The organism is Rhodoluna sp., assembly GCF_024641065.1.
In the GTDB taxonomy this organism is placed as follows: domain Bacteria; phylum Actinomycetota; class Actinomycetes; order Actinomycetales; family Microbacteriaceae; genus Rhodoluna.
In genome coordinates this window covers 1-26,368 of sequence record NZ_JAHEDV010000006.1, presented here as the reverse complement: position 1 = coordinate 26,368, position 26,368 = coordinate 1, and the positions used below count along the sequence as shown (strand labels likewise).

The 26,368-nt window shown below is 52.0% G+C and carries 28 protein-coding genes; 4 read left to right on the top strand and 24 right to left on the bottom strand.

Features of this window, described 5'->3' with window-relative positions:
• Nucleotides 1-43: 43 nt before the first annotated feature.
• From Q0L26_RS05000 to Q0L26_RS04975, 6 genes are read right to left on the bottom strand one after another with little or no spacing between them, the layout of a single operon-like run.
• Nucleotides 44-829 carry an SseB family protein gene (locus tag Q0L26_RS05000; protein WP_296648249.1) on the bottom strand — a complete coding sequence of 262 codons (786 nt, stop codon included), beginning with the start codon at nucleotides 827-829 and terminating at the stop codon, nucleotides 44-46.
• Entirely contained in the window at nucleotides 830-1,561 is a 732-nt protein-coding gene (gene priA / locus Q0L26_RS04995) for a bifunctional 1-(5-phosphoribosyl)-5-((5-phosphoribosylamino)methylideneamino)imidazole-4-carboxamide isomerase/phosphoribosylanthranilate isomerase PriA (RefSeq protein ID WP_296648244.1), read from the bottom strand.
• Nucleotides 1,562-1,595: 34 nt separating this feature from the next.
• Nucleotides 1,596-2,228 (bottom strand): imidazole glycerol phosphate synthase subunit HisH, encoded by a 633-nt coding sequence (gene hisH / locus Q0L26_RS04990; RefSeq protein WP_296648242.1) that lies wholly within the window; start codon nucleotides 2,226-2,228, stop codon nucleotides 1,596-1,598.
• Nucleotides 2,225-2,824, bottom strand: coding sequence for an imidazoleglycerol-phosphate dehydratase HisB (gene hisB, locus Q0L26_RS04985; RefSeq protein ID WP_296648239.1), 600 nt, complete (start codon nucleotides 2,822-2,824; stop codon nucleotides 2,225-2,227). Before hisB ends, hisH begins: the two co-directional genes overlap by 4 nt.
• Before the next feature lie 48 nt (nucleotides 2,825-2,872).
• Nucleotides 2,873-3,964 (bottom strand): histidinol-phosphate transaminase, encoded by a 1,092-nt coding sequence (locus Q0L26_RS04980; RefSeq protein WP_296648237.1) that lies wholly within the window; start codon nucleotides 3,962-3,964, stop codon nucleotides 2,873-2,875.
• 23 nt (nucleotides 3,965-3,987) lie between these two features.
• Complete coding sequence (locus tag Q0L26_RS04975) at nucleotides 3,988-4,350, bottom strand: LysM peptidoglycan-binding domain-containing protein (RefSeq protein ID WP_296648234.1); 363 nt, start codon at nucleotides 4,348-4,350, stop codon at nucleotides 3,988-3,990.
• 241 nt (nucleotides 4,351-4,591) lie between these two features.
• Here Q0L26_RS04975 and lexA point away from each other — a divergent pair, with 241 nt between their 5' ends.
• Nucleotides 4,592-5,263: a transcriptional repressor LexA gene (lexA, locus tag Q0L26_RS04970; RefSeq protein ID WP_296648232.1), complete on the top strand. Its 672-nt coding sequence runs from the start codon at nucleotides 4,592-4,594 to the stop codon at nucleotides 5,261-5,263.
• A 6-nt stretch (nucleotides 5,264-5,269) separates the two neighbouring features.
• Here lexA and hflX read toward each other — a convergent pair whose 3' ends face one another.
• Entirely contained in the window at nucleotides 5,270-6,781 is a 1,512-nt protein-coding gene (gene hflX / locus Q0L26_RS04965; protein WP_296648229.1) for a GTPase HflX, read from the bottom strand.
• A 42-nt stretch (nucleotides 6,782-6,823) separates the two neighbouring features.
• Here hflX and Q0L26_RS04960 point away from each other — a divergent pair, with 42 nt between their 5' ends.
• Nucleotides 6,824-7,435, top strand: a complete 612-nt coding sequence (locus Q0L26_RS04960) for a methyltransferase (RefSeq protein WP_296648225.1) — start codon at nucleotides 6,824-6,826, stop codon at nucleotides 7,433-7,435.
• On the opposite strand, the gene dapF is transcribed toward Q0L26_RS04960, so the two are convergent.
• The 13 genes from dapF to thyX all read right to left on the bottom strand — a co-directional run bounded on the left by dapF (nucleotide 7,436) and on the right by thyX (nucleotide 20,695).
• On the bottom strand, nucleotides 7,436-8,320 hold the full coding sequence (gene dapF / locus Q0L26_RS04955; protein WP_296648224.1) for a diaminopimelate epimerase: 885 nt from the start codon (nucleotides 8,318-8,320) through the stop codon (nucleotides 7,436-7,438).
• Between the two features lie 9 nt (nucleotides 8,321-8,329).
• Nucleotides 8,330-9,286 carry a tRNA (adenosine(37)-N6)-dimethylallyltransferase MiaA gene (gene miaA, locus Q0L26_RS04950; protein ID WP_296648222.1) on the bottom strand — a complete coding sequence of 319 codons (957 nt, stop codon included), beginning with the start codon at nucleotides 9,284-9,286 and terminating at the stop codon, nucleotides 8,330-8,332.
• Nucleotides 9,286-10,767, bottom strand: a complete 1,482-nt coding sequence (miaB, locus tag Q0L26_RS04945; RefSeq protein WP_296648219.1) for a tRNA (N6-isopentenyl adenosine(37)-C2)-methylthiotransferase MiaB — start codon at nucleotides 10,765-10,767, stop codon at nucleotides 9,286-9,288. Before miaB ends, miaA begins: the two co-directional genes overlap by 1 nt.
• A 7-nt stretch (nucleotides 10,768-10,774) precedes the next feature.
• Entirely contained in the window at nucleotides 10,775-11,368 is a 594-nt protein-coding gene (locus tag Q0L26_RS04940; protein WP_296648216.1) for a regulatory protein RecX, read from the bottom strand.
• A gap of 2 nt (nucleotides 11,369-11,370) precedes the next feature.
• On the bottom strand, nucleotides 11,371-12,459 hold the full coding sequence (recA, locus tag Q0L26_RS04935) for a recombinase RecA (protein WP_296648213.1): 1,089 nt from the start codon (nucleotides 12,457-12,459) through the stop codon (nucleotides 11,371-11,373).
• 174 nt (nucleotides 12,460-12,633) lie between these two features.
• The gene (locus Q0L26_RS04930) at nucleotides 12,634-12,897 is read right to left on the bottom strand and encodes a DUF3046 domain-containing protein (RefSeq protein ID WP_296648212.1); all 264 of its coding nucleotides are present in this window, start codon (nucleotides 12,895-12,897) and stop codon (nucleotides 12,634-12,636) included.
• Nucleotides 12,898-12,964: 67 nt separating this feature from the next.
• Nucleotides 12,965-13,273: a helix-turn-helix transcriptional regulator gene (locus Q0L26_RS04925; RefSeq protein ID WP_296648209.1), complete on the bottom strand. Its 309-nt coding sequence runs from the start codon at nucleotides 13,271-13,273 to the stop codon at nucleotides 12,965-12,967.
• A gap of 141 nt (nucleotides 13,274-13,414) precedes the next feature.
• Nucleotides 13,415-13,909 carry a CinA family protein gene (locus Q0L26_RS04920; RefSeq protein ID WP_296648206.1) on the bottom strand — a complete coding sequence of 165 codons (495 nt, stop codon included), beginning with the start codon at nucleotides 13,907-13,909 and terminating at the stop codon, nucleotides 13,415-13,417.
• Nucleotides 13,909-14,478 (bottom strand): CDP-diacylglycerol--glycerol-3-phosphate 3-phosphatidyltransferase, encoded by a 570-nt coding sequence (gene pgsA / locus Q0L26_RS04915; RefSeq protein ID WP_296648205.1) that lies wholly within the window; start codon nucleotides 14,476-14,478, stop codon nucleotides 13,909-13,911. The genes Q0L26_RS04920 and pgsA overlap by 1 nt, the downstream gene beginning before the upstream one ends.
• Nucleotides 14,478-17,027, bottom strand: a complete 2,550-nt coding sequence (locus Q0L26_RS04910; protein WP_296648283.1) for a DNA translocase FtsK — start codon at nucleotides 17,025-17,027, stop codon at nucleotides 14,478-14,480. The genes pgsA and Q0L26_RS04910 overlap by 1 nt, the downstream gene beginning before the upstream one ends.
• Nucleotides 17,028-17,208: 181 nt before the next feature.
• The gene (locus Q0L26_RS04905; RefSeq protein WP_296648202.1) at nucleotides 17,209-18,885 is read right to left on the bottom strand and encodes a ribonuclease J; all 1,677 of its coding nucleotides are present in this window, start codon (nucleotides 18,883-18,885) and stop codon (nucleotides 17,209-17,211) included.
• A gap of 23 nt (nucleotides 18,886-18,908) precedes the next feature.
• On the bottom strand, nucleotides 18,909-19,889 hold the full coding sequence (gene dapA, locus Q0L26_RS04900) for a 4-hydroxy-tetrahydrodipicolinate synthase (protein WP_296648199.1): 981 nt from the start codon (nucleotides 19,887-19,889) through the stop codon (nucleotides 18,909-18,911).
• Nucleotides 19,890-19,960: 71 nt separating this feature from the next.
• On the bottom strand, nucleotides 19,961-20,695 hold the full coding sequence (gene thyX / locus Q0L26_RS04895; protein ID WP_296648196.1) for an FAD-dependent thymidylate synthase: 735 nt from the start codon (nucleotides 20,693-20,695) through the stop codon (nucleotides 19,961-19,963).
• A 71-nt stretch (nucleotides 20,696-20,766) separates the two neighbouring features.
• Between thyX and Q0L26_RS04890 the strand changes: the two genes are divergently transcribed.
• Nucleotides 20,767-21,210 carry a thioredoxin family protein gene (locus Q0L26_RS04890; RefSeq protein WP_296648193.1) on the top strand — a complete coding sequence of 148 codons (444 nt, stop codon included), beginning with the start codon at nucleotides 20,767-20,769 and terminating at the stop codon, nucleotides 21,208-21,210.
• Nucleotides 21,210-21,677: a DUF4395 domain-containing protein gene (locus Q0L26_RS04885; protein ID WP_296648191.1), complete on the top strand. Its 468-nt coding sequence runs from the start codon at nucleotides 21,210-21,212 to the stop codon at nucleotides 21,675-21,677. Before Q0L26_RS04890 ends, Q0L26_RS04885 begins: the two co-directional genes overlap by 1 nt.
• Before the next feature lie 43 nt (nucleotides 21,678-21,720).
• On the opposite strand, the gene Q0L26_RS04880 is transcribed toward Q0L26_RS04885, so the two are convergent.
• The 4 genes from Q0L26_RS04880 to Q0L26_RS04865 all read right to left on the bottom strand — a co-directional run.
• Nucleotides 21,721-22,161: a tetratricopeptide repeat protein gene (locus Q0L26_RS04880; RefSeq protein WP_296648188.1), complete on the bottom strand. Its 441-nt coding sequence runs from the start codon at nucleotides 22,159-22,161 to the stop codon at nucleotides 21,721-21,723.
• Nucleotides 22,162-22,172: 11 nt separating this feature from the next.
• Nucleotides 22,173-22,913 carry a 4-hydroxy-tetrahydrodipicolinate reductase gene (gene dapB / locus Q0L26_RS04875; protein WP_296648182.1) on the bottom strand — a complete coding sequence of 247 codons (741 nt, stop codon included), beginning with the start codon at nucleotides 22,911-22,913 and terminating at the stop codon, nucleotides 22,173-22,175.
• 9 nt (nucleotides 22,914-22,922) lie between these two features.
• Entirely contained in the window at nucleotides 22,923-24,257 is a 1,335-nt protein-coding gene (locus tag Q0L26_RS04870) for a pitrilysin family protein (RefSeq protein WP_296648179.1), read from the bottom strand.
• Between the two features lie 39 nt (nucleotides 24,258-24,296).
• Nucleotides 24,297-26,368 (bottom strand): polyribonucleotide nucleotidyltransferase (locus Q0L26_RS04865; protein ID WP_296648177.1); only part of this gene is annotated, 2,072 nt, incomplete at its 5' end.

Sequence of the window (26,368 nt, the reverse complement as noted above, 5' to 3'; positions counted from 1 at the left end):
AAGTGCCCTCAGAGTTATCTGAGGGCACTTTTTGCGTTGCGAATCATCTTGCGGCTTGAATTTCAACTTTCATCGAATCAACCAAACTTGCCAACATAGGAATTTTGGCCCAATCGGCTAGCAGGAGATTGACCGATTCCCCCAGCTCTGATTTAGCCAAACCTGGTTTCATTTCAAGGTCAATTATCAACTCTGGGCCCTTGAGGCGAGACAGCAGGTCTCCTGATCTAAGACTGAGACCCTTGATGTTTGGGTTGCCCTGCAGGCTAGCCGTAAGAGCCTTGAAGAGATCACGGTTCAGGTGAGGAGGTGTCCATCCGAGTTGTTTAGCCATAGCTTCAATTGCCGGGCGACGAAGCACAAATTCGGTTGGGCTACCGGGGTCAAGAACAATGCGCTTGGTGTCTTCGCTGGCTGCGGCGAGCGCAGCCCTGACTGCGTCGGTCGGAACCGGTCGTGCAGTTGAATTCCAAAGCGACATGGCTTGTACCGATGAGAATACGGGCAGGCCAGTTTCACCATCCGGGGTTTTTACTGTCACGATCGAAAGGTCGGCGCTTTTATCAACGGTTCGGCCGTGGGCACCCTCGCCCGACTCCCCCAGATTGGCAAGTAGCGGAATCAATAGCCGGGATTTTGAAAGTTCGACGAAGACTTTGCTCGCATCGGCTGACATTTGAAACTCAGCGATTGCCTCAATTAGTTGAGGCCTAGCACTTCCATCGTCATCGGCAAATGGATTGCTGTCGAAGGCCCTGCCCTCCCACGGCACACCAGCAGAATCGGCAAAGCGATCCTTGTTGATGTGTTCGTGGTCGTGACTGTGCATTTAGGCGTTAGCGATCGCTAGGGCTTCTTCAAGAGTGAACTTGTTCGCGTAAAGAGACTTGCCCAAAATTGCGCCTTCAAGGCCCTCGCCAACAAGTGCGCGAAGATCGGTGATGTCTTGAAGCGAGCTGATGCCGCCCGAAGCCACCACTGGCTTGCTGGTGCGCTTCATAACTTCACGAAGAAGTTCGATGTTTGGGCCGCGTAGGGTTCCATCCTTGGTCACATCGGTGACTACGTATCTAGCACAGCCAACCCCCTCAAGACGCGCTAGAACCTCCCAAAGGTCACCGCCTTCGCGAGTCCAGCCACGAGCAGCAAGAGTTGTGCCACGCACATCTAGGCCAACGGCAATTGCGTTACCGAATTTTGCGATTACCTTTTCGGTCCACTCAGGGTTTTCAAGCGCTGCGGTACCAAGGTTCACGCGGGTTGCTCCGGCCTCAAGCGCCGCCTCTAGTGAAGCATCGTCACGAATACCGCCAGACAACTCAATCTTTACCGAAGTTGCTGAGTCAACCACCTCACGGATGATGGCGCGGTTGTCGCCACGGCCAAACGCTGCGTCTAGATCAACCAGGTGAATCCACTCGGCACCAGCGTTGATCCAGGTTTGAGCAGCTTCAAGTGGGCTACCGTAGTCAGTCTCAGAACCAGCTTCGCCCTGGGTTAGACGCACGGCTTTTCCGTCGGCAACGTCAACAGCTGGCAAAAGTTCTAGGTAGTTAGACATGTGATTCTCTTTTCTTTGCGATTACCGCGGCTGTTTAAAAAGTGCCTAGCCAGTTGCTGAGCAGCTTGATTCCGGCTTGACCAGATTTTTCTGGGTGAAATTGTGTTGCTGAAAGAGGGCCGTTTTCGACTGCAGCGACAAAACGGCTGGTGTATTCAGCCCAAGTTACCTGAGGGTGGGTAAGCGGACCCTGTTCGTCCATTTTCCAGTCGAGCACGCCATAAGAATGCACGAAATAGAAACGCTCATCCTGAATACCCTGAAAAAGCTTGGTGGCAGCTGGCGGCTGCACAGTGTTCCAGCCCATGTGCGGCAAAACCGGCGCTTCAAGTTTTTCAACAACGCCTGGCCACTGGCCCAAACCCTCAGTGTCAATGCCGTGCTCGACACCATGCTCAAACATGACTTGCAAACCCACGCAAATGCCGAGCACTGGCTTGCCAGAAACCAAACGACGATCGATCAGCTCAGAACCCTTGACAGCGTTTAGCTGCTCCATGACCGCGGTGAACGCTCCGACTCCGGGCACGACAAGACCATCGGCAGCCAAAACTGAATCGCGGTCGCGGGTTAGCTCAACGCGTGCGCCGGCTACTTCAAGCGCCTGTGCAACCGAGTGAACATTTCCGCTGCCATAGTCAAGAACGACTACGCGTGGTGAACTCACAAAGCACCCTTGGTAGAAGGAATGCCCTCCACGCGTGCATCAAACTCAACGGCCTTGCGGAACGCGCGAGCAAATGCCTTGAACTCAGCCTCGGCGATGTGGTGCGGGTCGCGGCCATCCAAGACGGTGACGTGCACAGTAATGCCAGCGTTCAATGAAATAGCCTCAAACACGTGACGAATCATCGAACCGGTGAAGTGCCCACCAATCAAGTGAAATTCGAACCCAGCAGGCTCGCCAGTGTGCACCAGGTATGGGCGGCCAGAAACATCAACAACAGCACGTGCAAGTGCATCATCTAGTGGAACGGTCGCATCGCCATAACGACCAATATTTGATTTGTCGCCAAGAGCCTGACGAATAGCCTGGCCCAAAACAATTGCGGTGTCTTCAACTGTGTGGTGAACATCGATGTGAGTGTCACCTGAAGCTTTGACTACTAGGTCAACGAGCGAGTGCTTAGCAAAGGCGTTCAACAAGTGGTCAAAAAATGGCACGGATGTAGAAACATCGGCGCGACCAGTTCCATCTAGATTGATGCTCAGGTCAATCGAAGACTCTGAGGTGCGACGCTGCAAGCTTGCAGAACGGCTCATTGGGTACCTTTCGGTGTAGAAATTCTCTAGGGGTAAGTCTAGCGAAGGCTAGTTTGCAAGCACTTCTCTGAGCGCTGACAAAAACGCTGTGGTCTCGGCTTCTGTTCCGGCACTCACTCGAAGAGTGCCGGGTATGCCGACATTGCGAATGAGCACGCCTCGTTCAAGCAATTTTTCGAAGATCGACTGAGAGTCAGACACGCCGCCGAACAACACAAAGTTGGCGTCAGATCTAAATGGGTCTAGGCCAAGTTCTTTAAGTTCGACCACTATGCGATCGCGCTGGTAGCAAATGTCATCAACGGTTGCCAACATTGTCGCTGAGTGCGCGAGTGCAGCCTCGGCAGCCACCTGCGTGAAAGCGCTCAAGTGATAAGGGAGACGAACCAGTCTCAGTGCGTCAACAACGGCAGAATCAGCTGCAAGGTAACCAACTCGAGCACCAGCAAACGCAAATGCCTTTGACATAGTTCGGCTAATCAACAGTCGTTCGCGACCTTCAAGGATTGAGATTGCACTAATCGCGGTGCTGCCACCGAATTCTGCGTAAGCCTCATCAACCACAACGATTCCACCGGTTGCCTCAGTAATGGCATCATAGGCCGCCTCAATACAGGCCAGGTCAAGCGGGGTGCCCGTTGGGTTATTCGGCGAACAGAGCATCACAATGTTGGGCTTGTTCTCGAGAATTGCCGAACGTACATATTCGGGAGTCAGTTCGTAACGTGCTTCACGAGGGAAATCGGTGTATTCGGTTCCGGTGCCCTGCGCAATGAGCGCATACATCGAATAGGTAGGACCGAAACCAAGTGAACTACGGCCCGGCCCACCAAAGGCCTGAAAAATGTGCTGAAGGACTTCGTTCGAGCCGTTAGCGGCCCAAATCTGCTCAGGTGTCAACCCAAAACCAAGGTAACTAGCGAGGGCCTGTCGAAGTTCCATGAATTCGCGGTCGGGGTAGCGGTTGATGTCTAAAACCGCACCAGCGAGGCGCTCGATAATCTCTACCGCGACCTCTTCAGGAATGCGGTGGGTGTTCTCATTTACGTTCAGAGCAACTGGCACATGCAGTTGAGGCGCACCATAGGGTGTGCGACCTCTAAGGTCTGAGCGTAGGGGTAGGTCTTCAAGTCTGGCCACCCCTCTAGATTACTCGTTTGTAGCTAGTTGGCAGGTAGGGCGATGCGCTGGCCTGGGGCCAATTCAGCTGTGGTTAGGCCATTAAGGTCGATTACTTCGGCGATCCAGTCGCGTGGGTCTTGTTCTGGTGCGTTTAATGCTGCGAGGCTCCACAGAGTTTGCCCTGCTGAAATGGTGACGTACTTAAACTCAACACTGCTAGTCGAACCAGTAGCGGTAGCACTGCCAGCACCAAGACCGGTAACCGCAGAAAGGCCAGCCGCGGTGGCAACTGCCAAGACAAGAACGGTTCGCAAAAATCGACGGCCCTGGGCAGAAACAGCTGGCGCAGTCTGCACGCGAGTGGTTGGTCGGGTGAAGCGAGTGGTTGGTGTGTAGGTAGACATCTGAAACACCTTTCATAACTGGATTCAACTTGCCGTTCGGCAAATTGATTTTGAAACTATGCGAATCTTTGTTTCGAACAGTTGTTCGTTATAAATCAAGAATACGACCACACGCCGACATTTTGTCAAGATATTTTCTCGATTATTCGAAAAAGTGTTTGATTTACCCTCGAAAAGCGAATACAGTTTCGATAGTTACCCAATTCAAACTTGGGCCACCGACATTAAAGGAGAGCCGGCGATGGAAGAAAAGCGTCAGACGCGTCGAGCATCAAGCCTCAGCCCGATGCAAGAGAAAATCTTGCAGGCGATTCAACGCTCGAAGGCCGATCGAGGCTATGTTCCGAGCATGCGCGAGATTGGCGAAGAGGTTGGTCTTTCATCACCTGCGAGTGTCAGCCACCAGCTCACCCAGCTCGAACTCGCTGGCTACATCAGCAGAGACCCTAAACGCCCGCGCACCATCGACGTGCTCATTGAACTCCCGGGCTGGGAGTCTCAGGACGGCGAAGTTGCCGAGAACGCTACTCCGATCGGTGACGCGGTCATGATTCCTTTGGTCGGGCAAATTGCAGCTGGCACCGCCATCACGGCCGAACAAAACATCGAGGAGTTCTTTCCTATCCCCCGCCAACTTGTTGGTAAGGGCGACCTGTTCCTGCTGAAGGTTAAGGGCGAATCAATGATTGATGCTGCCATTTGCGATGGCGACTGGGTAGTTGTACGTCAGCAACAAACTGCTGAAAATGGCGACATAGTGGCAGCACTGCTAGAAGATGAAGCCACCGTAAAGACCTTTAAACAGCAAGATGGCCACACTTGGCTGTTGCCGAGAAACTCATCTTTCGCACCTATCCCAGGTGACCACGCCGTAATTATGGGCAAGGTAGTTGCAGTGATGCGCTCGGTCTAAGAGCTTCTAAATAACCAAACGGTAGTCGGCAAGTTCGGCTGCCGTTTCTGGTTTAACCATGGCCCGAACAAAGGTGCCGGTCTCACGATAATCAAGAACCAAAATTCGGCTATTCAAGTGCAGTTTAGATACCAGATCGCCACGGTCATATGGAATGAGAACTGCAACCTCGATATCAGGTTCAGGAATCAAGTCGGCAATAATCTGCATCAGGTTGTCGATGCCCTCGCCAGTGCGAGCCGAGACTGATACTGAGATTGGCTCCATGCTGCGCAGGGCCATCCTGGTGGTTTCATCAACCAGGTCAATCTTGTTGAACACGATTAGCTCAGGAATACTTCTGGCACCAACTTCGCCGATTACATTTCGCACCGTCGAGATTTGACCGGCTGGGTCGGGGTGCGAGGCATCAACAATATGAACGATGAGATCGCTGTCGGCAATTTCTTCAAGAGTCGATCTAAATGCCTCAACTAACTGGTGAGGTAGAGCACGAACAAAGCCAACAGTGTCAGCGAGCGTGTAGTCGCGACCATCCGGGGTTTTGGCCTTGCGCACAGTCGGGTCGAGGGTTGCGAACAATGCGTTTTGCACCAAAACCCCAGCCTGAGTCATGCGGTTTAGCAATGAAGACTTACCGGCGTTGGTGTAGCCGGCAATTGCAACCGCCGGCACTTCATTTTTTAGGCGATTCGCACGCTTGGTTTCACGGGCAGGCTTCATCGCAATAATTTGCTTGCGCAGTTTGGCCATCCGCGTATTTATTCGGCGACGGTCGAGTTCGATCTTGGTCTCACCAGGGCCTCGAGAGCCCATGCCAACACCACCAGCAGCCTGGCCACCGGCCTGACGCGACATCGATTCACCCCAGCCTCTAAGACGTGGCAATAGGTATTCCAACTGCGCTAACTCAACCTGGGCTTTACCCTCGCGGCTTTTGGCATGCTGGGCAAAAATATCTAGGATGACCGCAGTTCGGTCAATAACTTTGGCATTGACTACATCTTCGAGCGCACGGCGCTGGCTAGGAGCAAGCTCGGTATCGGCAATAACCGTATCGGCGCCAGCCGCAGCTACGAGTGCCTTTAGTTCTTGAGCTTTGCCCTTGCCGAGATAGGTTGCAGGGTCAGGGTGAGCGCGACGTTGTAGGAGCCCGTCAAGCACTGTTGCGCCTGCGGTTTCTGCCAAGGCAGCGAGTTCACGAAGTGAGTTTTCTGCCTCCTGAAGGGTGTTCTCACCCCACAGCCCAATAAGAATGACTTTTTCAAGGCGCAGTTGGCGATATTCAACATCGGTGATGTCTTCTAACTCGGTTGAAAGCCCGGCTACGCGACGAAGCGAAGATCGATCTTCGCGATCTAATTGATCACCGTCGAAAGCGTTGTAACCATAAGAATCAGCACCCAAAGCCTCAGCACGGGCATCACGCCGAAGAATGCGACTCACAACCTCATCGCCACGTGAAGTGCCGTGAGTAAAGGTTGGTTGCTCCTCAGCCTCGTTTAGCTCTTCATCCATGCAACTAACACTAGTTTGCGTATCTGTATTAGTGTTTCGACTATGTCGTCAGAACACTATTTTTCTGAGACCCCAGGCAGCACCTTCAAACCAAAGAACATCCAAGTTGAAATCAACGGAAGCCTAGTTAGCGTAACTACCTCCGGAGGCATCTTCAGCCCAGACCACATTGATCAGGGCACCGGCATTTTGCTCAATCACTTGGATGAAGCTCCGCCGAGCGGAAACATTCTTGACATTGGTTGCGGTTGGGGTCCTGTTGCCCTCGCCCTTGCGTCGCACTCACCCAAAGCCACTATCTGGGCTATTGATGTGAACGAACGGTCACTGGAACTTACCGCGGCAAATGCTGCGAAATTGGGACTGACCAACATCAAAACTTGCAAGCCCGAGGATGTTCCCGACGATCTGGTTTTTTCAGGTATTTGGTCGAATCCGCCAATCAGAGTTGGCAAAGAGGTTTTGCACGAAATCTTGCTGAAGTGGCTACCGAAACTTGCTGATGGGGCTGAGGGCTATCTCGTTGTACAAAAGAATTTGGGCGCAGATTCTTTGCACCGATGGTTAGAAGATTCGTTACCGCAGGACTTCTCAACCATCCGGGTTGAAACGGCAAAATCTTTCAGAATTCTTCGCGTTAAGAACCGCGGCTAATTAAAGCTGGTCAAGGTCAATCTGACCTTCGAATACCAACTCGGCAGCACCACTCAGACCAACGTGCTCGCCATTTTCGGTTGCAAACATTCGTACGCCGAGAGTGCCACCAGGAACCTTGACTGTCCATTGATTAGGAGCACCCGCACCCGCCCAATTTCTCGTGGCAAGAGCAGCGGCCACAATGCCGGTTCCGCAAGAAAGCGTCTCGCCAACTCCACGTTCGAACACACGCATTGAGATTGTTCCAACGCCGTCTTTGATCATTGGTTCAGCAGGTACGACGAACTCAATGTTGGTGCCATTTTCGGGCCTTGGTTCAACCGCTGGCATTTTGGTCAGGTCTAGCTCAGCCAATTCATCGAGTGATGCCAGGGCAACCACTGTGTGAGGATTACCCAAATTTATGCACTGACCCGGCCTTGCAACATCAAGATTTGAGGCTTTTACGAGTGCCTCGTCTTCGAGCTTCCAACGACCCATGTCCACAGCGAATCCGGCGAGGTTTCGCTGCAGGTCTTTGACTCCAGCTCGGGTTCCGATCGACAGTGTCTCACCATCGCTCAACTCAACCAAGCCCTTTTCGGTGAGGTAACGAGCAAAAACCCGCGTGCCGTTTCCGCACATTTCTGCCGTGCTGCCATCACTGTTGTAGTAATCCATGAACCAGGTGGCCTGAGGCTCCTCAAGCAGCGAAGCCGCACCCTCGGGCAAGTTTGCCGATTTGATGACACGGATGAAACCATCGGCTCCAATACCAAAATGGCGATCGCAGATTTTAGAAATCTGACTTGCGGTCAATTCCAGTTCTCCGTCGGCATCGAGAACCAACACGAAATCATTGCCGGTTCCGTGACCCTTGGTGAAAGAAATGAAATTTGCCATACAATAAGCCTAAAGGCTAGTTTTCGGAGGCGAATCGTTAGCTAACCATTCGTCGACTAGCTCGAAAGCATCACTCTTATAGTTGGCATCTTGGTAATCAAGCCAGTGAATGCGCTTATCTCTGCGGAACCACGACATTTGTCGCCTGGCATATTTTTGGGTAAGCCTAACTGTGTCGTCGATGGCCTCACGCTCGGTAATTACACCGTCGAGCTGAGCGAGTGCTTGGGCATAGCCAATCGCTCGAGACGAGGTTTTACCGACTCTGATGCCCGCGGATTCAAGGCTGCGAACCTCTTGCAGCAGCCCAGACTGCCACATGTTTATGACACGAAGTCGCAGGCGTTCGCGCAAGTCTTCGCGCTCTCCATTTATGCCAATCTCGAGCACCGGCTGCCAATCCTCGGGAACATCTGGCAAGGCTGCAGCGAACGGCTCACCCGTAAGACTGATGATTTCGATGGCGCGAACGGTTCGGCGACCATTCTCGGGAACAATTCTGCTTGCAGCAATCGGATCAAGTGCCTGCAATCGGCGATGCATTTCATGCGGACCAAGTTCAGCGAGATCATCTTCGAGCTTGGCTCGCAGCTCGGCATCTCTCGCCGGGAATTCAAACCGATTGAGCACAGCGGCAACATAAAGCATTGAGCCGCCCACCAAAATGGGTACCACTCCCCGCGCTTGAATGCCTTCGATTAGCGGGCGAGAGACATCTTGAAACTCGGCCGCTGTAGATTCATCGGTTATTTCAAGCCAATCAAGAAGGTGGTGCTTGATTCCTCGGCGCTCTTCAAGACTTAGTTTGGCGGTGCCAACATCCATGCCCCTATAAAACTGCATCGAATCGCAGTTTATGATTTCGGCTTTACCGCCACCCGCGATGAGGTGCTCGGCAATGCTGATTGCTAAATCAGACTTTCCTGCGCCGGTGGGCCCAACGACTGCGATAAGTCGATTTGCCATTAGTTCTTGCGAATAGTTGGCAAACCAAGAGACACGGATAACTTGCCAGCGGCGCTTGGCTCTGGCGGAACTCCGCAACTGGCCGCCTCAGCGCGGTCCCACGCATCGCCGGCGATAGTGCGTCGAACTGAATAAACGCTCAGGTCATCAGCCAGCAGGTGATAAGGCGCGGCTTCAGTGACTCTAGCGGTAACAATGTCGCCGGGGCGTGGGCGTTCGGCCCCAACTGGCACTTCAAAGTGAATTAGACGGTTGTCTTCAGCACGGCCAGACATGCGGTTGGTTGCATCGTCTTTGCGGCCCTCGTTGTTTGCCACCAGCACGTTAACAACCGAGCCGATTACTGCCTGGTTTTCTTTCCAAGCAACATCGTTAACCAAGGCCATCAAGCGCTCATAGCGTTCTTGCACAACCTCTTTGGGTAGTTGGTTTGGGAGATCGGCCGCTGGAGTACCTGGACGCTTTGAGTATTGGAAGGTGAAGGCAACTGCAAAGCGCGCTTCTTCAACAACTCGCATGGTCTCAAGGAAGTCTTCTTCAGTCTCACCAGGAAAGCCAACAATGATGTCAGTGCTGATCGCGGCAGCCGGCATGGCCTTACGAACGCGGTCAATGATTCCTAGGAATTTCTCACTGCGGTAGCTACGACGCATGTCTTTGAGAACTTTGTCGCTGCCCGATTGCAAAGGCATGTGCAGCTGTGGCATTACGTTGTGTGTTTCAGCCATGGCTTCGATCACGTCATCAGTAAACGCAGCTGGGTGGGGGCTCGTGAAGCGAACACGTTCAAGCCCCTCGATTTCACCGCAGGCCCTCAAAAGTTTGGCGAATGCACCCTTATCGCCGAATTCGACGCCGTAGGTGTTGACGTTCTGCCCAAGCAAGGTGACTTCGATAACACCGTCAGCAACTAGTGCCTTGATTTCGGCCAAGATTTCACCAGGGCGACGATCTTTTTCTTTACCCCTCAGGCTTGGCACGATACAAAAAGTGCAGGTGTTGTTGCAACCAACTGAGATCGAAACCCAACCTGCATAGGTAGAGTCACGCTTGGTTGGCAGGTCACTAGGAAAAGTCTCGAGACTCTCAAGAATTTCAACCTGAGCCTCTTGGTTATGGCGGGCTCGTTCAAGCAGAGCAGGTAGCGAACCGATGTTGTGTGTTCCAAAAACAACATCAACCCATGGAGCCTTTTTGATGATGATGTCGCGATCTTTTTGCGCGAGGCAACCGCCTACCGCGATCTGCATGCCCGGGGTCTCGCGCTTTTTCTCACCAAGCATTCCCAGGTTGCCATAAAGTTTGTTGTCCGCGTTTTCACGCACTGCACAGGTGTTGAAGACTACTACGTCACTTTCACCCGGCACGCCCTGCACATAACCTGCATCCTCGAGAAGACCAGTAACACGTTCTGAGTCGTGAACGTTCATTTGGCAACCATAGGTGCGAACCTCATAGCTGCGTGCGATGGTGTTTGTCATTAGATGACTATTTTAGCGTTTGCTTGTCAGCGAACCTGATTGCCGCGAAGGTCACTGCCGATGAATAGCCCTTTCGTTGAAGATATCCTGCAAGTCTGCGCTCTCGGACAACCTTCTCTAGGTTGGCCATCTGTCCAAACCTACGAACGGCCAGCACCTTTGCAGACTCCAGATCATCTTGAGCGGTAATACCTTCGGTTACCGCCTCGATAAGTGGTTGCGGAACACCCTTTTCGGCCAACTCGCGCTTGATTGCAGTTTTCGCCAAACCTTTGAAATTTCGGCGACTAGAAACGATAGTTTCGGCGTATTGTTGGTCGTCAATCAGCCCGACTTCAGTGAAACGCTCCAACACGCGCTCGGCTATGTCAGAATCGATCTCACGCTTTTCGAGTATCAATCGCAGTTGGTGAGTGCTTTTAGCGCTTCTACTAAGTTGATACAGCAAGACGTTTCTTGCGCGCTGCTCTTGACGTTCAGGGCTTAAAACCCGTTTCTCGGCAGGTTCGTTTGAACGTGAAAAAGACCGACCACCTGACTCAAAATCTGAGTCAGATTCGTCGTAGGGTTTACGACGTGGTCGGCCTTTTGCAAATGCCATTATTAGCCCGCGTTAGCAGCCTTTGGTTCTGCTGCTGCCTTTGCGTCTGCCACTGCTGCCTTCTCATCGACAGGAAGGTCGGCTACTACGCGTGGAACACCAATGCCCAACTTGGTCTTGATTTTCTTTTCGATCTCGTCGGCAGTCTTCGGGTTTTCGATAAGGAACTTGCGAGCATTTTCTTTACCCTGGCCAAGCTGTTCACCCTCGTAGGTGTACCAAGCACCTGACTTCTTCACAATCTCTTTTTCGACGCCGAAGTCAATCAAGCTACCCTCGCGCGAAATTCCTACGCCATAAATGATGTCGAATTCAGCTTGCTTAAAAGGTGCAGCCATTTTGTTCTTGACGACCTTCACGCGGGTGCGGTTACCCACTGCGTCGGTTCCATCTTTTAGGGTTTCGATTCGGCGAATGTCTAGACGAACAGAAGCGTAGAACTTCAGTGCCTTACCACCAGCGGTGGTCTCAGGGCTTCCGAAGAAGACACCGATCTTCTCGCGAAGCTGGTTGATGAAAATCATGGTGGTTCCGGTGGTGTTTAGTGCACCGGTTAGCTTGCGAAGGGCCTGTGACATGAGTCGAGCTTGTAGACCAACGTGTGAATCACCCATCTCGCCTTCGATTTCTGCGCGAGGTACCAACGCGGCCACCGAGTCAATCACGATGATGTCGATTGAACCTGAGCGAATTAGCATGTCGGCGATTTCTAGAGCTTGCTCACCGGTGTCTGGTTGGCTAACGAGAAGCGCGTCAGTGTCTACACCAAGTGCCTTGGCATATTCTGGGTCAAGTGCGTGCTCAGCATCGATGAAAGCCGCGATGCCGCCGTTGCGCTGTGCATTCGCAATTGCGTGCAGGGCAACGGTGGTTTTACCTGAAGACTCTGGGCCATAGATCTCAACGATTCGGCCCTTAGGAAGGCCTCCGGTGCCCAATGCAACGTCAAGAGCAATTGAGCCGGTTGGGATTACTTCAACCGGTGCACGCTCGTCTGAACCAAGGCGCATTACCGAGCCCTTGCCGAACTGACGGTCAATCTGCGCCAAAGCTGTGTCTAGAGCCTTCTCGCGTTCTGCTGGTGATGCCATTTCGATCCTCTTGCTTCTGGCGATAATCGCCCTAGCTGACTATTTCAGAATTTCTTCTTGAAACTGACTTTATGCATTGGTACTGACATTGATTCAGATTCAACTTTGTTGTTGATAACTTCTTCAAAAACCTGTTGTTTATAACTTACCAATATTCGAACAAGATTTCGATAGTTAATTGTCTCGGCGTGTCTTTTTTTCGTTGTTTTGTTCAGAAGGCTTTTTCTTATCCTTATGCACACCGTGCCAACGGCTCTTTGGCACCCCCAGAGACTTGCATAGGGCGAGCCAAACATCCTTGGGGTCTGTGCCCTGCTTGATTGCCAGGTTTGCGGTTTGGTCGGCAAGTTCGCTGAGCACCAGGTCTTCAAGTAAAACAGCTGCGTAGGCTTCGCCAAACTCATCAGCCATAAGCCCTTTAAATTCACTCAGTCGCACACTAAGACCCTATCTAGGTAAAAAGAAAACCCCGAACACTCGCTCGGGGTTTTCTTGAAAAATCTATTTATCGAGTACCGACCAGGTCTGCATCGAAGTTAGCCACCAATTCAGCTGGCACAGTGTCAGGAATAACCACACCTTCAAGAAGCGCAAGGCGATCGCTGACTTCGCGCATAATCACCGAGATTGGGACCTCAAGTGCATCTGCTACTGAAGCGAGGATCTCTGAAGACGCCTCTTTTTGACCTCGCTCAACTTCGCTTAGGTAACCAAGAGCTACCGAAGCTCGGCTGGCGATCTGACGGAGTGTGCGACCCTTTTTTTGACGGAAGTCACGAAGGACGTCACCAATTTCTTGACGAACTAGAGCCATGTTTGGCCTCCTTTTCTGCAGTAGAAACAACCTACCCGCTACCTAAGACAAATCCTAAACAGAACTGCTGAGATTTGCCTGAGAGTCGCATTGTTTCGGTTGTTTTCCTCTACTTGAACACCGTGGAGCACGGTTTTGTTCCTAAAGCTTAGAAACCCAATCATTCAAGTGCTCTATTGCTGCATCCACAGCAAGTGATCGGATCTCATTCCTATCACCGACGAAGTAGTGTGCAAACACACTCTTCAGTTCGCCTGGACCGGCCAATCCGATGAAAACAGTTCCAACGGCTTTTCCATCTTGCAGATCGGGGCCAGCAACACCCGTGGTGGAACATGCAATTACCTTGGAAATTTCAAGCCCGCAGGCCGTAGCCAAATTAGATTGAGCTCCGCGAGCCATCTCAAGTGACACCTGCTCGCTCACGGCACCCTCAACTTCAAGTGATGCTGGTGAAACTGACAGCAAGGCAGATTTGACGTCAGAAGCGTAGGCAACCACTGAGCCCAACAAAACCGACGATGCACCCGGAACATCAACTATCTTTGCCGAAAGCGCTCCCCCAGTTAGCGACTCCCCCAAGGCCAACGATAAGCCGCGCTGGCGAATTGCCTCAACAAGTTTTGAAGCAGACATTAGTCGCGAGCTTTAGCAGCAGCTACAAGGTATTGAACACCGGTGTGAATGGTCAGGTAAAGCGCTGTGAATACAATCAGGCTTTCAAGGATTCCAAACCATGGCCCCAACCACTCAGTAAGTGGCGAGATAACCATTCCGACCATGACGCCCTGAAAAGTCGTCTTCCACTTTCCGCCGGCCGAAGCAGCAACCACACGCTTTTTGATAACTACCATTCGATAGGCAGTGATTCCAAGCTCGCGGATCAAAACGAGAATGGTGAAGGTCCACTGAACCTCACCGAGAATCGAAAGAGCGACCAGGGCTCCCCCAAGCAAGGCTTTATCAGCTATTGGATCAAGCAGTTTGCCCAGGTTGGTAACCAAACCACGTTTGCGGGCAATTGCCCCGTCAATTCCGTCGCTGGCCATGATCACGATGAAAATGATCACCGAAAGCCAACGCCAACCTGATGACTTATCGCCGATGGCAAAAAGTGACCAGAGCAAAAAAGGCACGGCAAGGATGCGGGCCATCGTGATTATGTTGGGCAGGTTAAAAATGCTTTTTGCGGTTTTTTCAATCATTAGTTGCGCCCTGTCAGTTGCCAAGCATCTTCATCGCCGTCATCTTCATCACCAGTGATGATTGAGCGGTCAATGTTGGCGCGAGGGATGAAATCATCGAAGTTTCCGGCTGCTAAGGCACTAGCCGGTTCAGCCGGCAAGTCGATAACTGCGGCCGCATGCGCCACCGCAGGAGTTGCACTGGCACCAGGTTCACCGCGAAGCTGAGCCAAGACATTTGGAAGGTCTTCTGGCTTCACCAATACATCACGGGCCTTTGAACCCTCGCTCGGTCCAACAATTTGACGCGATTCGAGCAGATCCATCAAACGGCCAGCTTTGGCGAAGCCAACGCGAAGTTTGCGCTGCAACATTGACGTCGAACCAAATTGCGAATTGATGATGAGTTCGGCTGCCTGCAACAAGACTTCAAGGTCGTCGCCAATATCTGCGTCGACAATCTTAGAGACGGCAACTTCTTCTACATCCGTGCGGTATTCAGGTTGCATCTGTGCTTTGACGTGCTCAACAATTTTGTCGAGCTCGCTCTCAGCCAACCAGGCGCCCTGAACACGAATTGGCTTATTGGTTCCCATTGGCGAGAACAGTGCGTCACCCTGACCGATGAGCTTCTCAGCGCCAGGTTGGTCAAGAATCACGCGAGAGTCAGTAAGCGATGTCACAGAGAACGCCAGACGGCTTGGAACGTTGGCCTTAATAAGACCAGTAACGACGTCGACCGAAGGTCGCTGGGTAGCCAAAACTAGGTGGATTCCAGAGGCGCGAGCCAGCTGAGTAATTCGAACAATTGAGTCTTCAACATCTCGCGGTGCGACGATCATCAAGTCGGCAAGCTCATCAACAACCACGAGCAAATATGGGTAAGGCTGAAGCACGCGTTTGCTATTTTCAGGAACCTTAACTTCACCGGCGACAACGGCACGGTTGAAATCATCGATGTGCTTGAAACCAAAGCTGGCTAGGTCGTCGTAGCGCATGTCCATTTCTTTAACGACCCACTGCAGCGCCTCGGCCGCTTTTTTAGCATTCGTGATGATTGGCGTAATCAAGTGCGGAACACCTTGATACGCCGTCAGTTCAACACGCTTTGGGTCGATCAGAACCATTCGAACCTCGGCTGGTTTGGCTCTCATCAAAATGGAGGTGATCATCGAGTTCACGAAGCTCGACTTACCAGCGCCGGTTGCACCGGCAACCAGCAAGTGAGGCATCTTTGCAAGGTTGGCAATCACGAAGCCGCCCTCAACGTCTTTTCCGATACCAATAGTCAGTGGGTGCAGGCTCTTGGTAGCAACCTCAGAGCGCAAAACGTCGCCAAGCGAAACCGTTTCTCGATCGGTGTTTGGAATCTCAATACCAATCAGAGATTTACCTGGGATGGGCGCCAGAATGCGCACTTCATTGCTTGCCACAGCGTATGAAATGTTGCTTGCAAGTCGGGTTACGGCTTCAACCTTCACACCGGGGGCGAGCTCGACCTCGTAACGAGTAACGGTTGGTCCACGCTGAAAACCAACTACGGCCGCCTCAACGTTGAACTCCTTGAAAACGCTGGTGATCGATTGCACCAGCAATTCGTTGGCCGCTGACTTGGCTTTTGGTGGTGATCCGGGCGCCAAGAAACTTAGCGGAGGCATCACGTATGGTCGTAAATTGCGAGCTGGTGCCGAGACACCGGCATCGCCCACTGCCGGAGCAGCAACCGGTGCAGCAGCCGGTTCAACAAAAGTTGCCGCTGGAATATCGATTGGTTCGGTCAGGTCAGAAATGTTTACTGAATCTACCGATGGAACGTTTGTTTGCACTGGGTCGCCAAACAAAATGTCAAAGTTGTCATCGGCTTCAACCAATGAGTCATCAACAACCAGTGCTGTGTCAAAGGCTGGCTCAACATCAGACTTGGGTTTTCTCCACCAAGGAACCTTGGTTCCGTCGAAAGCGTCAAGAAGTTCATCGGCTTCTGGTTCAGACTCGACCCTTTGAGCTGACTCACCAAAGAGATAAACCTGAAGTTCTCGAAGTCGCTCACCGATGCGGTTTGGAGCAGTTTTGGTCATGATCAGCAGAGAACCGAAAGTGAAGGCAATTAGAACCGGAACAGCACCCCAAATTGTGATGGTGCTGAGGAATGGCACTGAGATCAACCAGCCGAAGATTCCACCAGAGTAAGCGATTTTCCAGATGTCATCTGACGGCTCTGGCTGTGCACCAAAAACATGGAAGAACCCTGAAATCGAAACGATGAAGAGAAATAGGCCGATTCCGATGCGGCCATTGTCTTTAATCGTGGCCGGGTAGCGCATCAGATAGAGCGCAAAAATCACCAGAATCACCGGCAGGGCAAAAGCAACACGACCGAAAAGCGCACCGAAAGTCCAGACATGCAGACCGATGGCCCACTCTTGCTTAACTAATACCCAGCCGAAAAATGCGCCAGCGATTCCAAGCAGGAACATGAAGAATGGCAGACCATCACGGCGTTCGTCTTTATCGATTTTGTCTGGGCTCAGTGCACGAGCGCCAGCGCCGACTGCGTGGGCAAATGCCATATAAATCGAAGCGAGAACAGACCAAAAACCTGAGCCGTTGCTTGAACGGCTAGAAGCCTGCTTGGCACGAGGTTTTACCGCTCGTGGCGCAGGTTTTCTGGGGGTGGTTGGTTTGCGTGTTGCCATGCGTCAAAACTAACAGCCAGCAGGGCTATAACCCTGTAGGCGTGGCAGGTTTGTCTTAGTCAGCAATTACCACCGGAATGATCATTGGGCGACGTCGATGAGCCTTATTTACCCAAGTACCAATGGTCCTTCGAATGACCTGCTGAAGCGCATAGGTATCTTTGACGCCCTGACCGGCAGCTTCGGCCAACGCACGCTCGATCTGTGGCTTCACGTCGTCAAACACGTGGTCGTCTTCGGCAAAAGCACGCGCCCGAATCTCAGGACCAACCTTGACTCGACCAGTTTCAGCATCGATAACGCAGAAAATCGAGATGAAACCCTCTTCAGCCAAGACCCGGCGGTCTTTAAGGTCTTCTTCGGTAATCTTTCCAACGGTTTTGCCATCTACGAATAGCAGACCACACTCAACAGCGCCAACAACCTCGGCAATTCCATCGGCTAGGTCAATTACCCAACCATCCTCGGTGATGAGTACTCTTTCGTGAGGAACACCGGTTTGCTCAGCAAGTTTGCCATTGGCAATCAAGTGGCGATATTCACCGTGCACCGGCATGACGTTCTTTGGCTTCAGAATGTTGTAGCAGTAGAGCAACTCACCAGCCGCAGCGTGACCTGAAACGTGAACCTTGGCATTGCCCTTGTGAACCACATTGGCGCCAAGCTTGGTCAATCCATCGATCACTCGGTAAACGGCGTTTTCATTACCTGGGATGAGCGAGCTGGCCAAAATTACTGTGTCGCCCTCGCCGATCTCAATGTCATGCTCAAGATTTGCCATTCGAGCCAGCACAGCCATCGGTTCACCCTGTGAACCGGTAGACATGTAAACCACTTTGTCGCCTGGCATATTTGCTGCTTGCTTGAGGTCTACAAAGTCTTCGGTTTCTGCAGTTAGGTAGCCCATTTGAATGGCAATTTGCATGTTGCGAACCATAGAGCGACCAACAAGTGCAACTTTGCGATCATTGGCCTTGGCGGCATCAACCACTTGCTGCACACGGTGAACGTGGCTTGAGAAAGACGCAACAATCACACGCTTTTTAGAGCGAGCAATCACGCTCTCGATAACCGGACCAATGTCTTTTTCAAGAGGGGTGAAACCAGGTACGTCGGCGTTGGTTGAGTCACTCATGAAAAGGTCGAGACCTTCTTCGCCAACACGGGCAAAGGCGCGTAGATCGGTGAGTCGGCCGTCGAGTGGCAATTGGTCCATCTTGAAATCGCCAGTGTGAAGCACAGTTCCGCCCTTTGAGCGAATGACAACCGCCATTGCATCTGGGATGGAGTGATTTACTGCGATGAATTCCAGATTGAATCCAGCCAAGGTCTCTTTTTGACCTTCGGTAACGACCATTGAATATGGTGAAATTCGGTGCTCTTTGAGCTTCGCCTCAACAAATGCGAGAGTGAGCGCAGAACCCAACAGTGGAACATCCTGCTTCATGCGCAAAAGGTATGGCACTCCGCCGATGTGGTCCTCGTGACCGTGGGTCAAGAAGATTCCGACTACGTCATCCATGCGGTCTTTTAAGTAACCAAAATCAGGCAAAATCACATCGACACCCGGCTGGTGCTCTTCAGGGAACAGAACACCGCAGTCAACGATCAGAATCTTGCCGTCGATTTCGAATACGGTCATGTTGCGGCCGATTTCTCCGATTCCACCGAGTGGAATGATGCGAAGAACGCCCGGCTTTAGCGGGGCTGGGGCCGGAAGGGTTTGAACCATTGGTTCTCTTTTCTAAAGGCGCTTTAGCGCGTGGTGCCAGCCACCTTTGGCAGAGCACCACCGGCTGCTGCATTGCGGTCTGGTCGGAAGTTTTCAAAGCTAAGGCCAACTACCTTGCCAACTTTGTCGATTGCCTCTTCGATGCGAGCTGCCTCGGCATCTTCTGGGCCCACCAAAGGCAGGCGAACGCGCGGGCTGTTGATTAATCCAAGAGCGTGAAGAACATACTTCGACGCGACTGTTCCAGGAACGTGGGTCATCAGTGCACGCTGAAGCGCTTCAAGGCTGTTGTGAACCTCTAGGGCCTTGTGAAAGTCATTGGCGTTGGTGGCATCAACCATTGCGCGGTAGGCAGCAGGAGCCACGTTGGCGGTAACACCGATCAAACCGGTTGCACCTATTGAAAGGTGAGGAAGCACATTTGAGTCGTCACCCGAGAAGTAGAGCAGGTCGGTTTCGTTCATGATTCTCGAGGCCTGAGCAAGGTCACCCTTTGCGTCTTTTACAGCAAGGATGTTTGGGTGCTTCGATGCGCGCAAGAATGTGTCATGAGCGATAGCAATTCCGGCACGACCAGGAATGTCGTAAAGAATTACTGGCAGGTCGGTTGAATCTGCAATAAGTCTGAAGTGGGTCAGCACACCAGCCTGGGTTGGCTTGTTGTAGTAAGGAGTCACGATCATTACGCCGTCGGCTCCGGCCTTTTCAGAGGCCTTATAGAGCTGCATTGCGTGTGCGGTCTCGTTTGAGCCACCGCCGGTGATGATTTTTGCACGACCACCAGAAACAGACTTGCCAACCTCAACCAGTTTGATCTTTTCAGCATCGGTCAAGGTGCTGGTCTCACCAGTGGTTCCAGTGACGACAACACCGTCGGCACCGTTTGAAATCACATAGTCGATGTGCTTCTCGGTTGCATCCCAGTCGACTTCGCCTTCGGCGTTCATCGGGGTGACAAGTGCAACGAGTACCTGACCAAATAGGTTCTTCTGGTTGTTAGACATGGCTTAAGCCTATCGGTAAACAAAAAGAAACCCCCGGTGACTGACACCGAGGGCTTCTTAACAGCTTGTGATTACGGCGCTACTCGACCGTTAGTGTTGAATGCTTCATAGGTATAAGGCATCAATTTGGCGAACTCGTCTTCCATCTTTTCAGCACACATTTCAATCTCGCGCTGAGGGAATGACGGAAAGTGAGTGCCTTCACGCTTGGTGCGCAAGCTCAAGAAGTTCATCAAGGCACGAGCGTTCATGGTGACGTACATGCTTGAGTAAATGTTTAGAGGAAGCACGATGCGGGCAACCTCACGAGCAACGCCTGCCTCAAGCATGCGCTGATAAGACTCATAAGCGCTGGTTGAAGCGGTGCGAGCCTCTTGCTCGACCAAGGCTGTCTGCTCTGCGGTGCCAGGCAAGAATTCATAAGCTCCTGCCTTGCCAACCTGAATCAAGTTGCGCTCTGGTCCTGGAACATAGAAGACCGGGCTTAGCTCCTTGTAACGACCAGATTCTTCGTTGTAGCTAGCGATGCGGTGACGCATAAATTCGCGGAACACGAAAATTGGCGCCTGCACATAGAAAGTCATTGAGTTGTGCTCGAATGGTGATCCGTGACGGTCACGCATTAGGTAGTTGATCAGGCCCTTTGAGCGCTTCTCATCATCGGCTGCATCGGTCTGGGCTGCTGCGGCTTCAAGAGTTTGTTCACCCTGAGTTGAAACACGCGCTGCAAACAGCACATCTGAATCGGCTGCGTTGGCACGAACTAATTCGACGGTAACGTCACTGCGAAAAATAATATCTGACACGCTTTTAGCCTACCGCTGAAATAATGCGCAATAAAAACGGCGCGGATGTAAAGGCAAGTTAATCTTGAAGCATGTCCCCCGAGCTTCGCATCATCCTAGTTTTGGCATTGCTTGCCGTTGCAACTGCAGCAGGCTTGCTTTGGAAAACCAAAACTGGCCGTTCGAAGCAAGTTTCGGGTGGCGAAGTAATCGACTTGGCCGAAATTGCTGCTGTCAAAGACGGTAAACCGGTCACCAGGTTTGGCAAGCGCGTTACCTTCTTGCAGTTTTCGAGCGAATTTTGCACCCAGTGTCGACAAACCGCTCGCCTTTTCGATGAACTAGAACAGGTTCACTCGGATGTACTGCACATCGAGGTCGACATCACCAATCGCCTAGATTTGGCGTCAAAATTCAATATTCTGCAGACTCCCACCACCTTGGTTCTCGACTCTAAAGGTCGAGTAACCTCAAGAATTGGTGGAGCTGTGAAAGCACAAACAATCCAAAATGAACTAGGGAGCTTCGAAATCTAATGAGCGAATCAAAGAAATCACCTGCTGGTATCGACCCGCGCGGCCCACGCTTTGGCGCAGCAATCACCTCTGTTCTACTTTTGGTGACAGTCTTTTTGGCGCTTGATGCTGCAACTCTGCCGGCAGCGTTTGCACTTCTGATCGCAATCACCGCACTGTTCCTGTGGGGTGCGATTTTTGGCCCGGCTAAACACCCATACGGTTTTATCTTCAAGAAGCTAGTTCGCCCTGCACTAAAGGCTCCGACTGAACTTGAAGACCCACGTGCGCCACAATTTGCCCAGGGCGTTGGCTTCTTCGTAGCCGCAGTTGGCCTTGTTCTTTATGCAGTTGGTATCGAAGACGGCCTGGTTTATGCAGCCGCTGCTGCTTTTGTGGCTGCTTTCTTGAACGCCGTTTTCGCATTTTGCCTCGGCTGCCAGATCTACATCGGCCTGAAGCGTGTTGGCGTGATTCGCTCAGCCTAAAGTTTCAAAAAAATCCCCTGCCATCTAGTTGGCGGGGGATTTTTTAGTTTTTGCTAAGTTCAATTGCCTTTTGCATGGCACCTCGAGCACGCCTGCGATCGCCGGCTGCGTTATAGGCCACTCCAAGATTGAACCAGGTGTGAAAATCATCCGGGTGGTTTTCAGCTTCGGTTTTATAAAGCGCAAACATCTTTTCAGCCGAGGCTCGAATGGCACGACCACTTGGGCGCACTTCAAGTTCGAAACTCGGAAACCTGCCCTCGTCGTTGATGCGGTTCTGGAGCTTTTCGAGAGCGATAGTGAACCTGAATTCAAGGATGATTGCCCATGCGCCGAGAACGGGAAAAACTGCAATTAGGGCACCCATTATTTTGGCAACCAGAATGTCGGTCAGCAAAAGTGAGATAGCTGTTTGAGAGAGCAGTGCCACATAAAGCAGCAACAGCGCTGACATTACAACCGCGCCAATTTTGGCCTTAGACATGGCGAACGAACCTAGAGTTTGCTAGATGCGTCGACGACTGCCTGAAGACCCACCAGGCTGCCAGAGGCATGTGCAGCAACACGGATGCTTAGCAAGATGCCATGCGAATAAGCCTGAACTGAGCTAGTTTCGTGGCTGATGGTTAGCAGTTCTGAAACGCCACCGAAGTGCACGTCTTGCTTGGCTGCAACTCCAGCCAAACGAAGGCTGTGAATCGGAACGCCGGCTACGATCTCTCCTCTGGCGGTTTGACCAACACCCGGAATAAGTGGCTGAGTTAGGCCTTCACGTGCCTCAGAAATCATCTCTGCGGTTCGCACGGCTGTGCCTGAGGGTGAATCGATCTTGCCAGCATGGTGAGCCTCGACAATTTCAATCGATTCGAAGAATTTTGCAGCTTGAGCCGCGAACGAACTTGCCAACATCGAACCGATTGAGAAGTTTGGAATAACCACAACAGCTGAGCCAGGGTTGGCTTTCAACTTTGGCTCGAGCTGGGCCAATTTTGCAGCCGACCAACCGCTGGTGCCAACAACTACCTTCATGCCGTTCGAGATTGCAAAATCAACCACCGACTCGCTAACTTCGAGGCGGGTAACGTCAAATACGACGTCTGCTCCAAGAATTTCTATCAATTCGCTCCTGGAATCGAGTGCCGCGTGCAAGCTGGTGTGCTGAGATGCATCGATTAGGTCAAGGACAAGTTTGCCCATTCTTCCGGTGGCGCCGACAACGGCTACTTTGATAGTCACAGTTTTATCCTAGAGAAACTCGTTGAAGGTGGCATCGGTTACGTCACCAACGGCAACAATTGAACGCTCTCGCTTGATCAAGTCAGCCGCAAGCGACTGAACATCGTTGATGGTTACCGCGTTCACGTGGCTGAGTGAATCGTCAAGGTCAAAGAACTCACCGTTGACAATCTCGGCGCTGATCAGGCGATTCATTCGGGCTGCGCTGCTTTCATACTTCAGAGCTAGCCCACCAGAAATGTTGCCCTTGGCAAGTTCTAACTCGTCTTCGCGAATACCATCGGTGGCAATCTTCTCGAACTCCGAAATCATCAGTCGGGTTACCTCTTGGGTCTTTGCTGGCGAACATCCAGCGTAGAGACCGAAATAGGCTGCGTCTGAATAACCGGTGTTGAATGAGTAAACCGAGTAAGCCAAGCCACGCTTTTCACGAATTTCTTGGAACATGCGTGAGCTCATGCCACCGCCCAAAACAGTATTCAAAATACCCATCGCATAGCGGCGAGGATCATCTGCGACTAGCCCCTGCATGCCAACCAAAACATTGGCCTGTTGAATAGGGCGGTTGATTACCTTGAGCGCGGTTCCTCGGGTGATTTCTGCCGGGTTCAATAGTCGGCGTTCAACCGGGTGTGCCTTGGCTGAGAGATCCCAGCCTGCCTCGACCAAAGCTTTTTCAACGAGTTCAATGAGCTGATTGTGTTCAACGCCGCCAGCTGCAGCAATTACGAGGTCTTGCGGACGGTAGTTGGCTTGGTAGTGCTGCCAAACCGCCTCGCGGGTCACAGCGTTGATGGTTGCTTCGGTTCCGCCAATTGGTCGACCGAGCGGGTGCGAGCCCAATACGGCCTCGCTGAAGACTTCGTGGGCAACGTCTTGAGGGTCGTCGTCGTTCATCGCCAATTCTTCAAGGATGACGGTGCGCTCGTTCTCAAATTCGGTTGGGTCGATGAGGCTAGACGTGAGCATATCGGCGATAACGTCAACGGCTAGCGGAAGAGCTTTATCTTGCACACGGGCGTAGTAGCTGGTGTGTTCTTTACCGGTAGAGGCGTTTGAAGAACCACCTACTGAATCGAAGGCAACCGCGATATCTAGTGCCGTGCGTTTTTTGGTGCCTTTGAACAGCAGGTGCTCAAGAAAGTGGGTTGATCCAAAATGGCCGTTGGCTTCGTCGCGAGAGCCCACAGCTACTGAAAACGAGATCGAAACGCTTTGAGCACCCGGAATGTGTTCGGTTAAAACGCGAACACCGCTTGGGAGGATAGAACGGCGAACCGAACTACCTCCCGAAGCGGTGAACGAGAGTTCGCTCTGGTCTAGTGGAAAAAGGATTTCACTCATTGGTGACCAGAAGCTTTCTTTGTTTTATAACTTGGGGATTTACTCTTCGTCAGAGTCAGCTGAGGCGTCTTCACCCTCAACAACTGGAGCAAGTGAAAGCTTGCCACGGTCGTCAATCTTGGTGATTTCAACCTGAAGCTTCTGGCCAACCTCAAGAACGTCTTCAACGTTCTCAACGCGCTTGCCAGCTAGCTTCTTTAGCTCTGAGATGTGAAGAAGGCCATCTTTACCAGGAACCAAAGAAACAAAGGCACCGAAGGTGGCTAGCTTCACAACAGTTCCTAGGAAACGCTCGCCAATCTCAGGGACGTGAGGGTTTGCAATTGCGTTAACCGCAGCCTTTGCAGCTTCTGCTGAAGGGCCATCGGTTGCACCAATGTAAACGGTTCCGTCATCTTCGATTGAGATGTCTGCGCCAGTGTCTTCTTGAATCTGGTTGATCATCTTGCCCTTTGGACCAATGACCTCACCGATCTTGTCAACCGGAATCTTCACAGCGATAACGCGTGGAGCGGTTGGTGCCATCTCGTCTGGCTCAGAAATTGCCTGACCCATTACATCAAGGATGTGAAGACGAGCTTCACGAGCCTGAGTAAGAGCGCCACCAAGAACTGATGCCGGAATGCCATCTAGCTTGGTGTCAAGCTGAATAGCGGTTACGAAGTCGCGGGTACCGGCCACCTTGAAGTCCATGTCGCCAAGTGCGTCTTCAGCACCAAGGATGTCAGTAAGCGCTGCGTACTGAACCTTGCCGTCAACGGTGTCAGAGATAAGACCCATTGCGATACCAGCTACTGGTGCACGAAGAGGCACACCCGCGTTTAGCAATGCAAGAGTCGAAGCACAGACAGAACCCATTGAGGTTGAACCGTTTGAACCAAGAGCCTCTGAAACCTGGCGGATTGCGTATGGGAAGTCTTCACGCTTTGGAAGAACAGGAACCAACGCACGCTCGGCAAGAGCACCGTGACCGATTTCGCGACGCTTTGGAGTACCAACGCGACCAACTTCACCAGTTGAATAAGGCGGGAAGTTGTAGTTGTGCATGTAGCGCTTTGAAGTCACTGGGCTCAATGAGTCAATCTGCTGCTCCATCTTCAACATGTTCAAGGTGGTTACACCAAGAATCTGGGTCTCTCCACGCTGGAAGATTGCTGAACCGTGAACACGAGGAATTACAGCAACCTCTGCGTCTAGGTGACGGATGTCGCGAAGGCCACGGCCATCGATACGGATTCCCTCTTTTAGAACGCGGGTACGCATGATCTTCTTGGTTACTGACTTGTAGGCAGCAGAGAACTGAGCCATCTGAGCTTCGTCAAGAGTTGCCTCTAGCTTGCTCTTGGTTTCAGCCTTGAGTGCATCGTCAGCATCCTGACGCTCTACCTTGTCGGCAATCTGGTAAACCTTAGCTAGCTCTGCACCAGCTGAAGCCTCAACTGCCGAGAAAACCTCGTCGGTGTAAGGCAAGAAGGTTGGGTAGTCAGCGGTTGGCTTTGCAGCAACAGCGGCTAGGTCAGCCTGAGCCTTAACCAATGCCTTGATGAATGGCTTTGCAGCCTCAAGACCTTCGGCAACTACATCTTCTGAAGGAGCCTTGGCACCAGCAGCGATTAGGTCCATGGCGTTTTCTGAAGCTTCAGCCTCAACCATCATGATTGCAACGTCTTCAACGCCGTTCTCAACAAGAACGCGACCCGCAACAACCATGTTGAATACTGCACGCTCAAGCTGTGAGTGCTTAGGGAAAGCAACCCACTGACCGTCGATAAGTGCAACACGCACACCACCGATTGGGCCTGAGAATGGCAAACCAGCAAGCTGAGTTGACATTGAGGCAGCGTTGATAGCCACAACGTCATAAAGCTCGTCTGGCTCGATAGCCATAACGGTTACTACAACCTGAATTTCGTTGCGAAGACCATCAACGAATGACGGGCGCAATGGGCGGTCGATCAAGCGACAAGCAAGAATTGCCTCGGTTGATGGGCGACCTTCGCGACGGAAGAAGCTTCCTGGGATGCGGCCAGCCGCATACATACGCTCTTCAACGTCGATGGTTAGTGGGAAGAAGTCGAACTGGTCTTTTGGCTGCTTGCTTGCAGTGGTAG

What these genes read in the sequence shown, in the direction of transcription:
- Q0L26_RS05000 (WP_296648249.1), bottom strand. Translation starts at nt 829, where the DNA reads ATGCACAGTCACGACCACGAACACATCAACAAGGATCGCTTTGCCGAT.
- priA (WP_296648244.1), bottom strand. Translation starts at nt 1,561, where the DNA reads ATGTCTAACTACCTAGAACTTTTGCCAGCTGTTGACGTTGCCGACGGA.
- hisB (WP_296648239.1), bottom strand. Translation starts at nt 2,824, where the DNA reads ATGAGCCGTTCTGCAAGCTTGCAGCGTCGCACCTCAGAGTCTTCGATT.
- Q0L26_RS04975 (WP_296648234.1), bottom strand. Translation starts at nt 4,350, where the DNA reads ATGTCTACCTACACACCAACCACTCGCTTCACCCGACCAACCACTCGC.
- lexA (WP_296648232.1), top strand. Translation starts at nt 4,592, where the DNA reads ATGGAAGAAAAGCGTCAGACGCGTCGAGCATCAAGCCTCAGCCCGATG.
- hflX (WP_296648229.1), bottom strand. Translation starts at nt 6,781, where the DNA reads ATGGATGAAGAGCTAAACGAGGCTGAGGAGCAACCAACCTTTACTCAC.
- Q0L26_RS04960 (WP_296648225.1), top strand. Translation starts at nt 6,824, where the DNA reads ATGTCGTCAGAACACTATTTTTCTGAGACCCCAGGCAGCACCTTCAAA.
- dapF (WP_296648224.1), bottom strand. Translation starts at nt 8,320, where the DNA reads ATGGCAAATTTCATTTCTTTCACCAAGGGTCACGGAACCGGCAATGAT.
- miaA (WP_296648222.1), bottom strand. Translation starts at nt 9,286, where the DNA reads ATGGCAAATCGACTTATCGCAGTCGTTGGGCCCACCGGCGCAGGAAAG.
- miaB (WP_296648219.1), bottom strand. Translation starts at nt 10,767, where the DNA reads ATGACAAACACCATCGCACGCAGCTATGAGGTTCGCACCTATGGTTGC.
- Q0L26_RS04940 (WP_296648216.1), bottom strand. Translation starts at nt 11,368, where the DNA reads ATGGCATTTGCAAAAGGCCGACCACGTCGTAAACCCTACGACGAATCT.
- recA (WP_296648213.1), bottom strand. Translation starts at nt 12,459, where the DNA reads ATGGCATCACCAGCAGAACGCGAGAAGGCTCTAGACACAGCTTTGGCG.
- Q0L26_RS04925 (WP_296648209.1), bottom strand. Translation starts at nt 13,273, where the DNA reads ATGGCTCTAGTTCGTCAAGAAATTGGTGACGTCCTTCGTGACTTCCGT.
- Q0L26_RS04920 (WP_296648206.1), bottom strand. Translation starts at nt 13,909, where the DNA reads ATGTCTGCTTCAAAACTTGTTGAGGCAATTCGCCAGCGCGGCTTATCG.
- pgsA (WP_296648205.1), bottom strand. Translation starts at nt 14,478, where the DNA reads ATGATTGAAAAAACCGCAAAAAGCATTTTTAACCTGCCCAACATAATC.
- Q0L26_RS04910 (WP_296648283.1), bottom strand. Translation starts at nt 17,027, where the DNA reads ATGGCATTTGCCCACGCAGTCGGCGCTGGCGCTCGTGCACTGAGCCCA.
- Q0L26_RS04905 (WP_296648202.1), bottom strand. Translation starts at nt 18,885, where the DNA reads ATGGTTCAAACCCTTCCGGCCCCAGCCCCGCTAAAGCCGGGCGTTCTT.
- dapA (WP_296648199.1), bottom strand. Translation starts at nt 19,889, where the DNA reads ATGTCTAACAACCAGAAGAACCTATTTGGTCAGGTACTCGTTGCACTT.
- Q0L26_RS04890 (WP_296648193.1), top strand. Translation starts at nt 20,767, where the DNA reads ATGTCCCCCGAGCTTCGCATCATCCTAGTTTTGGCATTGCTTGCCGTT.
- Q0L26_RS04885 (WP_296648191.1), top strand. Translation starts at nt 21,210, where the DNA reads ATGAGCGAATCAAAGAAATCACCTGCTGGTATCGACCCGCGCGGCCCA.
- Q0L26_RS04880 (WP_296648188.1), bottom strand. Translation starts at nt 22,161, where the DNA reads ATGTCTAAGGCCAAAATTGGCGCGGTTGTAATGTCAGCGCTGTTGCTG.
- Q0L26_RS04870 (WP_296648179.1), bottom strand. Translation starts at nt 24,257, where the DNA reads ATGAGTGAAATCCTTTTTCCACTAGACCAGAGCGAACTCTCGTTCACC.